13 protein-coding genes are annotated in these 16,855 nt (G+C 49.2%); 3 read left to right on the forward strand and 10 right to left on the reverse strand.

All coding sequences use genetic code 11. From position 1 onward, the window contains the following. From L0156_22330 to L0156_22375, 10 genes are all read right to left on the reverse strand, one after another. Positions 1-467 (reverse strand): cbb3-type cytochrome c oxidase subunit I (locus L0156_22330; GenBank protein ID MCI0605735.1); only part of this gene is annotated, 467 nt, incomplete at its 3' end. Between the two features lie 139 nt (positions 468-606). Then, complete coding sequence (coxB, locus tag L0156_22335; protein ID MCI0605736.1) at positions 607-1,551, reverse strand: cytochrome c oxidase subunit II; 945 nt, start codon at positions 1,549-1,551, stop codon at positions 607-609. Beyond that, entirely contained in the window at positions 1,541-2,350 is an 810-nt protein-coding gene (locus tag L0156_22340) for an SCO family protein (GenBank protein MCI0605737.1), read from the reverse strand. Before L0156_22340 ends, coxB begins: the two co-directional genes overlap by 11 nt. Beyond that, complete coding sequence (locus tag L0156_22345) at positions 2,347-2,724, reverse strand: hypothetical protein (GenBank protein MCI0605738.1); 378 nt, start codon at positions 2,722-2,724, stop codon at positions 2,347-2,349. The genes L0156_22340 and L0156_22345 overlap by 4 nt, the downstream gene beginning before the upstream one ends. Beyond that, positions 2,711-3,889 carry a hypothetical protein gene (locus tag L0156_22350; protein MCI0605739.1) on the reverse strand — a complete coding sequence of 393 codons (1,179 nt, stop codon included), beginning with the start codon at positions 3,887-3,889 and terminating at the stop codon, positions 2,711-2,713. The genes L0156_22345 and L0156_22350 overlap by 14 nt, the downstream gene beginning before the upstream one ends. After that, positions 3,886-4,521, reverse strand: coding sequence for a cytochrome c (locus tag L0156_22355; protein MCI0605740.1), 636 nt, complete (start codon positions 4,519-4,521; stop codon positions 3,886-3,888). Before L0156_22355 ends, L0156_22350 begins: the two co-directional genes overlap by 4 nt. Next, a complete protein-coding gene (locus L0156_22360; protein ID MCI0605741.1) occupies positions 4,514-7,468 on the reverse strand; it encodes a TAT-variant-translocated molybdopterin oxidoreductase in 2,955 nt (984 codons plus the stop codon). Before L0156_22360 ends, L0156_22355 begins: the two co-directional genes overlap by 8 nt. Beyond that, complete coding sequence (locus L0156_22365) at positions 7,465-8,124, reverse strand: cytochrome c family protein (protein ID MCI0605742.1); 660 nt, start codon at positions 8,122-8,124, stop codon at positions 7,465-7,467. Before L0156_22365 ends, L0156_22360 begins: the two co-directional genes overlap by 4 nt. Positions 8,125-9,160: 1,036 nt before the next feature. Then, positions 9,161-9,577 carry a PIN domain-containing protein gene (locus tag L0156_22370; GenBank protein ID MCI0605743.1) on the reverse strand — a complete coding sequence of 139 codons (417 nt, stop codon included), beginning with the start codon at positions 9,575-9,577 and terminating at the stop codon, positions 9,161-9,163. Further along, positions 9,570-9,821, reverse strand: a complete 252-nt coding sequence (locus L0156_22375; protein MCI0605744.1) for a ribbon-helix-helix protein, CopG family — start codon at positions 9,819-9,821, stop codon at positions 9,570-9,572. Before L0156_22375 ends, L0156_22370 begins: the two co-directional genes overlap by 8 nt. A 270-nt stretch (positions 9,822-10,091) precedes the next feature. Here L0156_22375 and L0156_22380 point away from each other — a divergent pair, with 270 nt between their 5' ends. The 3 genes from L0156_22380 to L0156_22390 form a co-directional block, all read left to right on the forward strand. Beyond that, the gene (locus L0156_22380; protein MCI0605745.1) at positions 10,092-11,207 is read left to right on the forward strand and encodes a hypothetical protein; all 1,116 of its coding nucleotides are present in this window, start codon (positions 10,092-10,094) and stop codon (positions 11,205-11,207) included. Further along, positions 11,204-15,196, forward strand: a complete 3,993-nt coding sequence (locus tag L0156_22385; GenBank protein MCI0605746.1) for a right-handed parallel beta-helix repeat-containing protein — start codon at positions 11,204-11,206, stop codon at positions 15,194-15,196. The genes L0156_22380 and L0156_22385 overlap by 4 nt, the downstream gene beginning before the upstream one ends. 7 nt (positions 15,197-15,203) lie before the next feature. Next, positions 15,204-16,855: DUF6531 domain-containing protein (locus L0156_22390; GenBank protein ID MCI0605747.1), on the forward strand; the 1,652-nt coding region annotated here is incomplete at its 3' end.

The raw sequence follows: 16,855 nt of genomic DNA on the forward strand, positions 1-16,855 counted from the left end.
GCGATCACATGCGTGTTGGAAAATCGCGTGCTGTAAGGTGTGTAGAATGTCCAGCCGGTATCGACCCCTCCTGAGACCATCGCATAAATTGTGAAAATACCGCCCAGCATATACAGGTACCAGCTCAATAGATTGATGCGGGGCAAAGCAAGATCTCGTGCGCCGATCATGAGTGGAACCAGAAAATTTCCCAGAACTGCGGGAATTGCCGGGATCAAGAAGAGGAACACCATGATCACACCATGCATGGTGAACACCTTGTTGTAGTTTTCGGATTGGAACAGATCTCCTTGCGGTGTTAACAACTCCAAACGAATCAGAGTCGCAAAAAGTCCGCCGAGTGCAAAGAACAGGGTCACGGACATCAGGTAAAGAAGAGCGATCCGTTTGTGATCCGTGGTGAAGAGCCAGGACTTCACTCCGTAAGCGACATTGATGTAGTTGGTTTTTGAATCCTGCGGTATCATGGCTTGCTCTCCTGAAAGCAATTGCGGGCAAGGATGCCCGCGCTCCCACTAGTGTCCGATAACAAAGTAGCGCGGGCGTCTCGCCTGCGAATCGCCGGCCAGAGGCCCGCGCTACTTTTTAATGCGCTATTGATCCTTATCATTGTTGCGTCCCAGTAGGAGCGTTTAACGATTTGATGTATGCGATGATTTGCAGAAGTCCTTCTTCTGTAATCAATCCCTGATATGTGGGCATGATCGGTTGATGACCACTGACCAGTTTTAACTGCGGATTGAGAATCGATTCGCGCAAATAATTTTCATCCGCAACAACCGTCTCGCCTCCCTCTATTTCGACTTTTTTCCCGAAAAGACCGTGCAACGTAGGACCGCGACCTGATGGATCCTGCTTGTGACAGGTTACACAGCCGAGATCCTGCACGAGTTTTTCACCGGAGGCCACAACCGACATGGTGGGACCTCCGCTAAGCCAGGTCTGAAAATCGTCCGCTTCCATCACCACAATGTGTCCGGTCATCCCTGCGTGTTTTGTCCCGCAATATTCAGCGCAGAAAAGTCTGTACTTGCCCGGTTTGGTTGCCTCGAACCACATCGTTCTGTACTGGCCAGGCACGACATCGTATTTCACGCGGAAAGCCGGAACAAAAAAGCTGTGGATCACATCTTCCGTTGCCATCGTGAGCTTAACGGGGCGACCCACCGGAATATGCAATTCATTGATTTCGCGGCGGCCGGATGGATGCTGGAATTTCCACATCCACTGTTTTCCCACAACGTAAACATCCATCGAGGAAGCGGGAGGGCGTCTCATGGAAAAATAAATTTTTGCGCCCCACACGAAAATAAAAAGCGCTATGCCAAGAGGAATCAGGGTCCACGCCAGCTCCAGTACGATCGAGCCATGCACTTCTTCCGGCCGATCAGCAGGCGAACGGCGGCGGTATTTTACGGCGAAAACGATTATCATTCCCGCGATCAACAGCGAGAAAAACAGGCTGACGACCACAAGAAAGATGTACAACGCATCGACCTGACCTGACAGTGTAGACGCGCTCTCCGGAAATAAAGGCAGATTATCGAACATGGTTCACAGAATCTTTTCGTCGCATTTTTAGAATGAATCCACCCAGCAACAGGACTGTGACAATCCCACCGAGCCGGATTAGATTGATTGCATAAGCGCTATACTTTCCCACACTCGGATCGTAATGAAAACAGTAAAGCAGGACCTTGTCGGCAATCGAGCCGATTCTGTTTTGCGATGCCTCGATCAATGCAAAACGCAAATCGCGGGTGGAGTATTCGATCCCGTAAAAATAGCGCGCCACCTTTCCCTGCGGGGTTAATACCATGATCCCGCTTCCGTGCGCGTACTGATCGATTTTTTGATCGTACATGTATCGGAAGCCGGCCGCCTGGGTCACGCGCTCGATCGATTTCGCATCTCCGGTCAAGAAGTACCAGCCCCTCGATACGTCCGTTCGTTCGTATTCTTTCAAGTAAGCCAGCTTCTTTGAGCGAGCCAGCTCACTTGTCTCTGTCGGATCAAAACTGATCGTGATGATGTTGAATTCATTGCCCGGTGTGAAGGTCAAGGGACGCAGGCTGGAAACGAGTCCATTTAGAACCTGTGTGCACAACATCGGGCATTCGTAGTAAACGAGTGTTAAGATTGCGGGTTTACCTTTGAGCAAATCCGAAAGGCGGACTGACTTTCCGTTCTCATCTTTGAATTCCGCGTCAACAGGAATTTGCGCGTTCAGTTTTTGTTCTATATCGACGCTTTGCAGGATCGGCGGAATTGCGTTTTGTGCATGCAAGGCTGGAGAAATCAAAATAATAATTAGAGCAAACCACCAAGTCGCCAAGGACGCCAAGTTCATTTTTGCTCCTTGCTTTCCGGAAGTTCAGTGACAGACGCCTTCTCCCGCTCGATAACCAGCTTTATCGCCTCAGAGATGGGAATGCGCACGATGCCTTTCTCCGGATTCACCCAGCCGTAGCTTTCGAGATTCTCCTTTTCCGATGCACGAAAACTCTGCAAATCTTGAGGCGGAGAGGTCTGTAATCGCGGTTCTGGAGGAGTCTGATCTTTTTGAAACATGGGTGAGGGCTTTGGATCTACTCTGGTTTCCTGGGCATTGAAGAAATCAAAGAGTAACCACATCAGAAGATGCACCACCACAGCGACCACAAGTAGCACAACACCGGTCTTTAGAATTCCGGAAAAACTAACGTCAGTGCTATGTTCTTCCATGTTCGAGAACCTCTTGCAAATTCGGATCATTAACAGGAATCAGCGGCATTGCCTTCAATTGTCGGAAGAAGAATGCGAGCCAGAGTCCACCCATTCCAACCGGGAGTAAAAAATCGAGAATAGAAACTGCAAGACCATGGTGATGAAATTCCGGACCCACCATCCAGTAAAGATCCACGAAACGCATGATGAATACTCCGAGCGCAATCATCGCCAGAATCCGCGGCCGTTTCTTCGTTTCACGCGATAATAACAGCAAGAAGGGGAGTGCAAAATGAAACAACACCAGGAACAGAGCTACGAATTGCCATCCGGAATGCAATCGATGCAGATACCAGGGAATCTCTTCCGGCAGATTGCCGGACCAGATAATCAAGAATTGCGAAAAGGCCAGATACGCCCAGATCATCACAAATGCGAACATCAACTTACCCAGATCGTGGAACTGAACGGTCGTCATCACATCGGACAGCGGTTTGTATTGCATCAGAATAGATGCGATCGCTATGACGAATGCGAAAGCGCTCAGGACCTGGCCTACAATCACAAGCAAACCGTAAATCGTTGAGAACCAGTGCGGTTCCAACGACATCATCCAATCCACAGCAGCAAAGGTCGCGGTCAAACCGTAGAGAAGAAGTCCGATTCCACCGAGAAATGTGAATTTTGATTGCAATTCGGGCGTGGATGCTTCATCTTCCTGCCGTGACCACTTATTCAGCAAATACGCCAGGAAAAACCAGACCGCAAAGTACACAACAGTGCGCGCGAGAAAGAAAGGAATATTCAGATAAAGAGACTTGTGCTTCAGGATTGCGTCTGTTGCAATTTTTTGTTGATCGGCCCAAATGTAAATATCACGCATGCCGAAAATCAAGGGAAGAAACAGTAATGCAAGAAGTGGAAAGGTGCGCGTTCCGGATTCGAGCACCCTTCGAATCACAGCGCCCCAACGCCCGCCACTCAGGTGATGGAGCAACGTAATGGCAAGCGAACCCAGGGCCAAACCGACCCAGAATACGTAGGCGAATAGATAAGAACGAAAGAACTGAGCAGGGCTCATGAACGCTGCAATGAGCGCTGCGGCGGAAACGATCACGCCAACAAGGAAGGATCGTTTTTGGAGCCGTTCCAGCATAGGCATTGCGGATTCTGTTTCGTTCATTGAACTCCCTTCGAAGCTTCCAGCTTTGCCTTTTCTTGATCCGGCACATCTGCCAGCGTTGCATTTTGACTGAGCTGTAGAGCACGGATATACGCGATGATAGCCCAGCGATCATCGACCGGAACCTGATCTGAATAACTGGACATGACTCCAAATCCATTCGTGATCACATCGAAATAGTGGCCGACAGGAGCCTCACGCAATCGATCGATGTGCATCGAAGGCGGGCGTTTAAATCCGCGCTTTACCACCATACCGATTCCGCTTCCCGTTTGATCGTGACACGGCGCGCAGAAAATGTTGTAACGCTGCTGACCCCGCTGCAAAATCTTATCATTCAGTTCCATTGGAAAAGTGTGAACCAGCTGATTTGCCACTTTTCCTTCGTAATAGTGCGTGTCTTCTCGCAATTGTCCGCGCGCTATCGTTCCTTCCACAGGCGTACGCGAGGAGCGCTGATCACCGAAGAAGGAACTGTGTTCGAGCGCTTCGTATTTCGCTTGATCATGCATATCCTGGCGGCAGGCAGGGAGGAAGAGGAAGAGGAGGATCAGAGCGAAGTAGCGCGGACGTCCAGTCTGCGTCAGTCGCCGGCGAGACACCCGCGCTACTCTGTTTACAAATTTACTCATGATGCCCTTTTTTCGGAATTTGTGGATTCGGGTTTCGTAAGTTCGCGAGGTAAGTTGTACGTGGACGCGTGTTCAAGTGCGTCAGCAATCCATAATTCAAGGACTCCGCTTTCAGTTGCGAAACTTTGCTCGACTTATCATTGATATCGCCGAATACAATCGCTTCAGCCGGACAAACCTGCTGGCACGCCGTCTGAATCTCACCATCTTTGACCCTGCGATTCTCTTTTTCCGCTTCCATCTTCGCGTAATTGATGCGCTGCACGCAGTAAGTACACTTTTCCATGACGCCACGCGTGCGGACGGTGACATCCGGATTGCGCATCATCTTCATACTCGGAGACTTGATGTCTGAATACAGGATGAAATTGAATCGCCGCACTTTGTAAGGACAATTGTTGGAGCAATACCGTGTTCCGACACAACGGTTGTAGACCATGTCATTCAAACCTTCGGAACTATGAACCGTCGCTTGAACTGGGCAAACAACTTCACACGGAGCATTCTCGCATTGCATGCATGTTACGGGTTGATTGTGAATCGCCGGATCGTCCAAATCCCCTTCGTAATAGCGATCGATTCTGATCCATGGCATTTCGCGCCCGCGCATTACCTGGTCTTTCCCGACAACCGGAACATTATTTTCCGAATTGCACGCGACCACACAGGCATTGCAACCGACGCATGCATTTAAATCGATCGCCATGCCCCACGCATACCCGTTGTAATCATAGTTTGTGTATAATGTTTCTTCTCTTGGCGGATCCGGTTCTATTTCTTGCGCGAAATTTGGGTTGCGCAAGTATTCATCCAGCGATCCGGATCGAACAAGGTGCCGGCCCTCCATGGATTGATGACTCTGGGTGCACGCAAGTGGAATTTTTGCACCGGTCTTTTCCAACTTTGCGCCGAATAGGGTCCAGGGAGACTTCGAGTTTTGCAGCGCATAAGCATTGAAACCTGCTCCATTTCCTACGCGACCCGCGCGCGTTCTTCCATATCCCAGATGCACTGTGATCGTATCGTCGGCTTGTCCCGGAAGAATCCAGACAGCACCGCGAGCGGATCTGCCATCGTGTGATACCTCGACTTCTGCGGATGAGTGCAATCCCAATTTCTCCGCGGTAGCGGGACTCACCATGAAAGCGTTATCCCAGGTCAGCTTTGTATGGGGACGCGGCAATTCCTGCAACCAACCATTGTTTGCAAAACGGCCATCGTGCACACCTGAATCAGGCCGGAAAAGGACGGTCAGTCCGGAAGTTGAAGCGACAGGTTTCGGCGTTGCAGATTGAGCCGTCATGGATCGAGCTTGCAGCGATGTGCCTGCGATAACACCATCGTGGAGGGAACGCCGCCAAAATTTTTCGAAATCGGCAGGCGCCTGCTGTTGCCAATAACTTCTCACGATGTCATATCCATTCGGATCCAGGCTTCCACTCATCGCGGCGAACAATTCATGCGCGGACTTGCCACCATAAAGTGGCGTAATCAATGGTTGAATGATGCTGACCGTTCCGTCATAAGCGCGCGCATCGCTCCACATTTCCAGAAAATGTGCCTCGGGAATATGCCAATGACAGATATCGGATGTTTCATCGTTATACAGGCTCAGATGAATTCTCAAGTCGATCTTGCCCAGAGCGCCTGCAAATCCGATATCAGCAGGGGTGTTATAAACGGGATTACCGCCAACAATCAAAAGCGTTTCCACGATTCCCTTGTTCATGTCCTGAACAAGGTTTCGCAGAGATTCCATTTGATTCACAGGACGGACTTCCAACGGATCGGTATGCAGGATGGTGCGTCCGGCGTTTTGTAAATGCTGGTTCAGGGAGTGAATCATCGCATGGATCTCGGGAGGCAGGGAATCGCCGGCAAGAATGATGGATGCTCCCGGATTTTTGATCAGATCATCGGCCACCACTTTCAATTCACCGGAAGCGGCTCCACTATTTACCACCGCGGAATAAAGTTGCTGGATACTGTCCAATATTTCGGTGGGCTTTTTTCGCCAGCGATGATCCGCAACTGTGCCTGTATTCGAAGGAGTACTTTCGAAGCAATAAAGTCGATTCATCGCGCCCTGGCCACCACGCACGCGCCGGCGTGTCATGAAATCACGCACGTACCTGACGTGAGCCGGGCCGCAGTTCAGGAAATCCGATTCAAAGGAAACCACCACGGCAGCCTGATCGAAGCGGTAATACGTATTCACGTAATCACCGAATGCAAGGCGCGCGCCTTCTCTTGTGTTGTCGTTTGTGACCGGCTCGTACTGATGCCACTTTGTTCCGGGCAGTTGTTTGAGCAGATCATCGATCTGGCGTCCCATAGTTGGAGAAGTGATCGTTTCCGTAAGAATTCGCAGACCGGAGCCTGGAACAGGACGCTGTTTTTCGACGGCCATGCGAAGCCGCAAAACTTCCAGGAATTGGCTCCAGGAACCGATATTTCCCAGATGGAAAATCGCGCGTGATCGGTCCGGATCATACATCGTGAGAATGGATGCTTGCGAAAAAACATCGGTTGCGCCCAGGCTTGCAGGATGGTCCGGATTCCCTTCGATCTTGGTGGGGCGTCCCATGTGACTTTCCACCAGCAAGCCGGTTGCTATGCCGCCAAGCTGCATGGCGGTCGCAAAATACAAGGGTCTGCCCGGCACAATCTCTTCCGGCTGCCTTACGTAAGGCACAATCTTTTCTAACGGTTGGCGGGTGCATGCGGTGAGTCCCGCAAAGGCGAAAGACGCGCCCATAATTTTCAAAAAATTCCTGCGGCTGACACCATCTTTCCATTGATCGGCGTTTTCGGGGAATTCGTGACGCAAGAAATCCTGGAATTCGGGCGTCTCGGCAAGTTCATCAAGACTGCGCCAATAGTGCGGACCCTGTTTTTCTGCGAGTCGCTTTCTCAACTCGGCAAAATCGTATCGATCGTTGCTCATCGGTGACACGTTGAACAGTCGGTTAACATTCTGGCGCTGGGAATGTTGTATTGTTTCCTCAGTTCGCGGCCCAACGCGAGCTGATTTGCCGGCGGTCTATAACTCATGTTGTAAACCTCCGACTGCGGGCGCAGATAGCGTTCAGGTTGTCTGTGACAATTCAGACACCATTCCATTTGCAGCGAGGCATGCTGCCACATCAATGGCATCTTATCTACAGCGCCGTGACAGGTGTCGCACCCGATTCCTTTATTCACATGAATGCTGTGATTGAAATAAACAAAATCGGGTAGGTCATTTACGCGGGTCCACACAAGAGATTTGTCGGTGCGAAAACTGGAACGGACAGGTTCCAGATACGGGCTGTCGGCAAAGATCTGTGAATGACAATTCATGCAGGTCCGGGTCGGTGGAATTCCTGCAAAGTTCGATTTCTCTACGGCAGTGTGGCAGTAACGGCAGTCGATTCCAATCCCACCGACGTGATGGGCATGGCTGAATTGGATCGGTTGTTCGCGCACGACTTCCGCCTGCGTGATGTACGGGGAGCGATTGATTTCAGCGCCTACCCAGGCCAGACCGCCGATGATGAAAAGGAAGCCAAAAACGGAGAATTTCGAGATAGTATTCGTGCTGCGGTGGAAGATTTGCGACATTGCTTATCACGACGCTGGAACAAGATCGAACTATATCGCATCTCGTGAAAAAATCAATGTGATGGAATCGCCAAGGCGCCAAAGACGCCAAGCATTTTTTATTTTACGGTAACGCGTGGACTTACAAACATCACCTTTAGCCGGGGGATGCGATATATATTCCGTGTTCCAGTGTCACTCCTAAAAACGCTTGACAGTTTTAGGAATGCTGGGATAGAGCCATCAGTTTGAATTTGCCTGCAAAGATCTGAGTTTCACTAACAGGACGGATTCATTGGAGAATACCAAATGACACTGGGTTTCTGTTTATGTACTGAAAGTGAAGTTCACCATTTGAGAGCCGAGTCCCGGAGTGAAATAGGCAGGATTTACCGTAACCAGAGAATTCGAAATGACCCGCCGTCGGTATAAACTCCAGCACTCGATGAATAGGAGATCGTAAGGTCTTCAAACCTGACCGGACGAATTGCATTGACTACGTATCTTTACTCGGCTCCTTCTACTTTTTATAAAGAAGCTCTCGTATTCATGCCGAACGGCAGGCCGGTTCGCTTTCGCGAAAATGCAGACGGCGTCATATACACGCCGGTAGCCGCAACTAATGACACGCTTGTAAAAAATCCGGAGGGATCTTTCGATTTGACATTATCTGCCAGTCGCTTTCGCTATCACTACGATTCTAACGGGAACCTGCTTTTCCTTTGTTGACGAATATGCAAATACACTTTCCTTTTCTTACGATGGAAGCAATCGCCTTTTTCAAGTCTCGGATGCAACAGGCTCCTGCAGGCTCTTTACGTTCTACTACGGACCGGATGGACGCGTCAGCTCGGTTGCCGATTCTACCGGCCGCTCAGTAGCTTTTGGCACAATGCATCAGGCTCACTCACTTCGGTTATCGATGCAGCCAACCGTCAGACAACTTAGTCGTACGTGACGGGATGGTATGCGCCGCTTCTATTGGAAGAGCATCTCGGCCTTGATGGTTTGTTGAAAGGGAAAACTAGCAAAAGCCATTTTTTCTTTTAGGTTTTCATTAACGAGGAGGCAGGATTTTAAACGGTTTTTTGCCTGAGATTCGATAAGTTTGAAATCCCTTCAGATCCAAAGTCAGGATTTCATCAATTCCAGTTTCCTCTGCTAAAACAACAAGTGTCGCATCGGCGAAATCCATGGGAACATCGCGATACTTCTCCATCAGGAACGCGGAACGGGAAAGACTTTGAGGGGATTGAGGGACGAGTGTTGCCGCGCGTTTCAGAAAAAACTCGATGCATAGTCTTGGTCCATTCGGCGAGCCACTGCATAAGTAAATTGCCTCGGTAAGCACCGGTTCAGTTGAAAGTAAGCTTCCACTAAAATTTTCGAAGAACAGAGCCGACTGAGCATGGTTCTTTTCACTTCGGTCGAGCAATGCGACCAGAAAACCGGTGTCCAGAAGAACGCTACCCACGCCTAAATCTGGCTACAAGATGCTTTCTGTGCTCGGCGCCAAGATCGGGAATTCCGCTTTCCATCTCGCCGATGAGGCTTCTCACTCGCACAAATGGACGCTCTTGCTCTTCTTCAGCGTTAGAAAGGAATTCCTCCAGAGCAAGCCGGATCACATCGGAACGCTTCAGTCGAAGCTTGTTCGCGTACTGGGAGAGTCTGCGTTGTAACGGTTGGGGCAATCGTACTGTCAATTGTGCATCCATATCTCAATTTTAGTCTGTAGTGCAATGTAATGCAATGCAGTGCAAACCGCCAAGGCGCCAAGACGCCAAGTATTTTTTATTTTAGTCCTTGTCCCAAGATAAATACGCGGTAGTATTGACATAAGTAATGAACTGCTATAACCTGGCGCGCTAGCAAGTGGAGGGGATGCCTTTCTAGTTAATGACAAGAAATTACCAGATATAAAGCTGGGAGGAACCGCATAGTTTGGGGTTTTGCAAATTCAAAATCTCGTCCTACAACTATAACGAATGAAACAGAAACTCTTCCTCTTCACTTGTTTATCAATTATTCTGCTTCCCGTTTTTGCAGAAGCACAACCGTTAATAAAGGATATTCTGGTATCTAAGAAGTTCTTTAACCCTACCATTGCAGAAAGAATCGACATTGAGTTTGATGTCGCATTAAGCGGAATTTTAACAATCCAATTGCTTGATCGCGACGGCTACGTTGTTCGGCATTTGATGAAGTCAAAGAAGATTAATGCCGGCAAACAAAAACAATGCTGGGATGGACTGGACGAGAGCGGGCAAATCGTCCCTGACGAAGCTTTCTCCATAAAGATCGCCTTCGATGCGGATGGTAAAAAGTTTACTTACTTTCCGGCGGCTGAAGAACAAAAAGAGCTAACAGCAGAGATCGGTTATTACGATCGCAGCAATAGAATTCTTACTTACAAACTTCCTCAACCGGCCAGAGTGCATATACAGGCGGGATCAGCGGTAATCGATCCTAAAACGAAGAAAGCGCTTGGCCCCGTTTTGAAAACGGTTGTGAATCGCGAACCCCGTACAGGCGGCTCTTTGGTTCAGCCCTGGACCGGCTATAGCGACGACAATTCGATTTACATTCCGGACTTGCCCAACTTTGTTTTTTCTATTTCAGCAACCGCTCTCCCGGAAAATGCAATCCTGACAACTGGAAATCGCAATCTAACATTTCTTGATTCGATCAAAAACAGAACGGGCAAATCATTGCTGCCCGATCCATCACAGGACCACAAGCACCATCGTGGTTTGACCACGCTTGAAGACATTTCGCCCGAAATGACTCTGACTCCGGTGAATGCAAAATGGTCTAGTACCGACAAAGCATGGCTGGTCGAAGGAAACTCGATTGAAGTTATGGGCAGCCTGGAAGGCCCCACTGCGTCGAACTTTTTAAAACAACCGGTGTCATTGGGAATATTTGTGAACGAAAAAATGGTTTTGAAAACCGGAATCGCCGAGCTTGCTTTCCGCGTGAAAGTCCCGTTACCGGATTTGCCTGCCGGATTGCATTACGTGGCCTTGAACCTTGGATCCGAGTTTGGACCTGTCTCCGTAAACGCATTTCGCATCAAAAAAGAAGGACGAAAAAAATCATGACGAGGAACACTCTTGGTTGTGCAGTCCTATTGATCGCACTCTTCTTTCTTACAGCTTCGTCAAGCGCAACGGACAAGTGCGGCACTATCAGCACCGAAACATGGACCGCTGCCGGCAGTCCTTACATCATCACCTGCTCGGTACATGTCGCCTGGGGAGCAACGCTGACGATTAACCCGGGAGTAACCGTGAAGTTCAACGCAGGAACGCAGCTGCAGATCTGGGAGAAACTGATCGCTATCGGCTCAGCAGGCAATGAAATTACTTTTACCTCCAACCAGGCTTCGCCTGCGCCAGGCAACTGGCAGTCGATTTTTTTTAACCAGTACGCGGATCCTACAAGCAGAATTTCGTACGCCAATATTTCCTATGCTGGCGGCAATGGTGATGGAGCACTCGTGTTTAACAGCTATGACGCCACCCCGATCATAGATGTTGACCACGTAACTATCACCTATTCGTCGTCAAGTGGAGTTTACGCAACCGGGCCGAATTCTGTAAGGATCGATAGCAGTACCATCAGTAACTGCAATGAATCGGGAGTTGAAAGTGGCTATGGGAGTGGAGCATACGTACTCAATTCAACGATCTCTATTAACGGCATTTATGGAGTTCATTATTTCGATACTGGATATGGTGGAGTTTCCAACACGACCATTAGCAATAATGCGAACTACGCGATCTACGCATGGGCAGAATCCCGCATCGATTATTTAACATCGCTCACGTTAACCGGCAATGGAGGAGGAAGCAAAAATGCAGTCGGTTTACGCCCCGGAGGCACACCGGTCAACGCGGCGTGGCATCCTGGAGCGGACTATCACGTTATGGGCACAATCACCGTTCCAGCTAACAGAAGCCTGACGATCGATCCTGGAGTTATCGTCAAGTTCATATTGGGGGGACGTTTGAACGTGTTGGGAAAACTAACGGCAATCGGCAACGCGAGTAATTTGATTACTTTTACATCGAATGCTACTACTCCTGCGCGTGGTGATTGGCAGTCAATTTATTTGGGTCCTGAAGCGGATCCAACCAGCAGGATTTCGTACGCCGACATTTCCTATGCCGGGAATACTGATAATGGAGCCATCGTATTTAATAGCAATGGTTCCGCCCCCGTAATAGATGTTGACCATTTAACGATAACCAATTCGTCAACAAATGGAATTTACGTAAATGGCCCAAATGCTGTAAGGATCGATTACAGTGCGATCAGTAATTGTACTGGCGCAGGCATTAAAAGCAACAGTGGAGCAAACATACTCAATTCAACGATCAGTAGCAACGGTAGTCATGGGGTATATTACATCGATTATGGATACGGTGCAATTTCCAATACGACCATCAGCAATAATACTGATTATGCAATCTACGCATATTCAACAACCCACATCGACTCTTTGGCATCGCTGACGCTATCCAACAATGGAGGAGGAGCCAAAGATGCTGTTGGTTTGAGGCCAGGAAATACAATCCCGAACGTTGTTTGGCATTCCGGAGCGGACTATCACATTGTTGACTACATTACGGTTCCTTCAAATGCCACACTGACAATCAATCCAGGGGTTACGGTTAAATTCCTTTCGACTACAGGAGTGCTGAACGTCTATGGAAATTTGCAAGCAATCGGGACAGCCACAAGCCCCATCCTATTTACAACGAATGCCACGCCTCCATTGCCTGGAACCTGGGGAGGCCTTTTTTTCGAACCAGGCAGCTCTGCAAGCCTGGTGAAGTATGTGCAGGTTTCATATGCAGGAGCTGCGCAAGGCACGGACCGGGATGCCGCGATCGGTGTAAATGCAACGTCTCCTACGTTTGATCATGTTACAGTCTCATATTCATCAAAGAAAGGTATCAGAATTACCTATGCTCAAGTATCGAATCCCCTGATCCAACATTGTGCCTTTAACAATAATGCCCAGGGCGCGATCACAAACGATAATGCAACCACCATTTCCGCAAAATTGAGTTATTGGAATTCTACGGATGGACCTTCTGGCGCCGGAATCGGAACAGGGCAATCGGTCACCGCGCGTGTGGATTACGATCCATGGATCGCGGCAGCGCCATCGTATCCGCACTTCTTTTCAGCCGTTACCGTTTTGAATCGGACTTTCAATCCCGCTGCAAGTGTGAACTTGACCCTTCAGCTGACGACAACTCTAAGCGGCAATTGGACAGTACGTTTCAAAAATTCAATCGGAACTGTAATTCGGACATTCACAGGAAGCGGCACAACGGTAAACGTTGTCTGGGAAGGTAGAGACAGCGGCGGAATCTTGATGCAAGATGGAACTTACAAATATGAAATAGATGGCACCGCTACTGGCGGTGAAATCGCATCCCAGGTACGCGGAACAACTGTAATTGATTCAACCAAACAGCTGCAGATTCAGAACCTCACAGTAACACCCTTCTTTAGTCCAAACGGTGATGGCATTCTGGAAACAGCAATCGTTTCAGCGTCTTTCACATTTGATGATGCTAGCTGGACGCTCAACTTCAAAAATACTTCTAATACAGTAGTAAGAACGGCGACCGGGCAAGGACAAAACATGAGCTATGCGTGGGATGGGGAAAATGGTTCAGGATCTCTGCAACCGGATGGTCTTTACACTGTCGAGCTACTGGTTGTAGACGGCTCTCTAAATAGCAGTAGTTTTTCATCCACAACGATTGATGTGATTTATCCGGTTTCCGATGTGCTGTATCCAACCTCAGGCGGTGTCCTTTCCAATTTTTATCAGTCAGGGTCAACGACCGTTTCCATCACTGCAAACATTAGCGACGTGAATTTGCAAAACTGGCTACTGGACTTCGGTTCCGGAGCATCTCCGACTTACTGGGTCACTCTCACAAGCGGAACTACCGGGGCTGCAGGAACTTCGATCTATTCCTGGAATACCTCCGGTATGTTCAACGGAACCTACACCATCAGATTGCAAACCTGGGACAGAGCAGGTAACCGGACGGAAGAGCGCGTAACCGTGACCGTGGGTAACTTTAAGGCTTTTCTGAGCGTGCAGGAACTCAATATGGCATTAGGCTACGGCGATGTAGTGATTACGTCTGATCTGCCCTTTCCACTCACCGAAACCGTAGTGATCAAAAACAGGGCGGGACAGGTTGTGCGAACACTGGCCAATGGAGTGCTGCGCAATACCGGCTGGAACAATGACATATGGAATGGGAAGAATGATGCAAACGCGTTTTTAACTGATGGTGGCTATTTTTACGTCGCCACAGTGACAGATGGAACGACGACGTTTACCTGGGATTTGACGGGCCAGGGTTCTTTGTCGTATGAACGTTCCCTCACGATTTATCCACCCTGGGATCCATTCAACAACAATCCACTCGTTTTTGCCACAATTACAAATAGTCCGTCACGCATTCGGTTGGCCGTATCACCGACCTGGATACCATATCCAAATGCCCCCGGGCCCAACGGTGGAATGGGAGATGTCGCCGCTGGATGCGATGCTCCCAACTATTGCCTGGCTAAAGAGAATGAGGAATACAGAGAGCGAACGTGGCCAGGGCTTCTTACATACAGATGGGCAGGCGTGGATGGGACCGGTGCTTTTATGCCAAATATGGCCGGTTATGCGTTTACAATCTATCCGGTCGATTACAACGCAATCGTACTGTTCGGTACTAAACCAAAATTCACAACCGGTGTTACGGTTTCCCCAACAGTCTTTTCGCCGCACAAAGGACCGCAAAATGTTTCCTTCGTATTCACTTCTTTTCAAAATCAACCGGTCAATATTGCGGTGAGCTTTTTAAATCAGGAATCCCTTTCCACTTTACACACCATCAACCTGACCGGTGTAAGTCCCGGAACTATGAACATTCCATGGGATGGAAAAGCGGATAACGGAATGTGGGTGGCGCCCGGTAGCTACACCGTCACTGTGAAGATAACGGATTCCATTGGTAACGTAGTAACCGATCAGATCTTGTGCACGGTCGGGTATTGAGGAACTCATGAAATCTTTTAGACTTTTTCTTTTCGTTTTTGCAATGTTCATTTTCTGTTCGAACGCTCATGCTCAATACTGGTGTGGGCAAGCGCTGACACCGGGCGCCCCTCCGCCTCCACCGCCACCATGTGATTGTCCTGGACCCGGCGGAGGAGGATCAGGACCAGGCGGATCAGGAGGAAATCCGGATATGACCGCATCCCCCGCCTACATAGCAACCGGAAATTACACCACATCAGCCACTGATCTGCAGTTGCCAACTCGCGGACTTCCACTGACACTAAATCGAACATACGACTCGGTTCGCCTCGTTGATGGGCCTTTCGGTTTGGGATGGGGCTCAACGCTAACGGGTGGGCTCACAGAAACAACGTATCTCTTTTCTGCTCCTTCAACTTACTACAAGGAGGTGGTAATCCTGATGCCGAGCGGCAGGCCCCATCGCTTTCGCGAAAATCCGGACGGTTCTTACACTCCACCAAGAAGTGGTTACAACTTAGTCAAAACTCCTCAGGGCACATTTGAACTAACATGGCCACCCGGACGAATGAAATACGTGTATTCTTCAACAGGTTTGCTGACCCAACAAGTCGATGAATTTGGTAATGCGCTGAATTTTACCCGCAATCCGGATGGCAGCGTCCAACGCGTATCAGATGGAACGGGATCGGGCCGTTATCTTGAATTTCTTTACGGACCGGATGGCCGCATCAGCACACTCCAGGATTCTACGGGTCGCTCCGTTTCCTATGTTTACAATGCGCAGGGTGCTTTAACCACGGTTACAGATGCTGCTTCAAAGCAAACTCAATATGGATATATCGATGGACGATTTGTTCCTCTGTTAAATCAGATAAAGGATCACTGGAACCGCGTGATCACGAACGTCACGTACGATACTCAGGACCGCGTTACTACCTATACGGAGGCCGGTGATACACAGAACTACGTCTATAAGTATCAGGGCGATCCGTCTAAAGTTTCCAAAACCGACTATTCAGGTTACATGTGGGTCTTCACGTTTGATTCGAATGGACTCGTAACCAGCCGCGTGCCTCCATCCGGTCAAGGTGGAGGAACAATCACAAAACACTTCAATGCGGATCAGTCGCTTGATTATTCGATCGATGAAACTGGAATAAAAACTTCCTATACTTACAATCCCAATAGCTCTGTTGCAACCATCACGCGGGATGATCAGGGCGCGCAGGCCGTCCGCTTTGATTACACATACGACGCGACTTTCCCCGGAAAAGTGATCTCGATTACTCCAAAGAATCCTTCGACAAGTGCTGTTGATCCCAACTGGCAGGCCTGGCGTTATGATTATTACCAGATCCCAAGCACCGCTCCGGGCGCGCTTTACCACGTTTACCGCGTCCGTGACGACGGCGTGACTTTGGACACGCTCGCAACCTACACGTACAACTCCGCCGGGCAAGTCCTGACCGTTACTGATGCAACGGGAGGAGTTACAACTTACGCCTACAATGCCACATCCGGAGATTTGACATCGGTCACTTATCCGAAAAATTCCGACACCGGAGCGAATCCTGTTTATACTTACGGCCGTGACTCACTCGGCCGTGTGATTTGGGTTAAGGTCCCCGGGAATTTCCAAACGACTTATACCTATGACAATCTGGATCGAATCGC

Source organism: bacterium (assembly GCA_022616075.1).
Taxonomy (GTDB): domain Bacteria; phylum Acidobacteriota; class HRBIN11; order JAKEFK01; family JAKEFK01; genus JAKEFK01.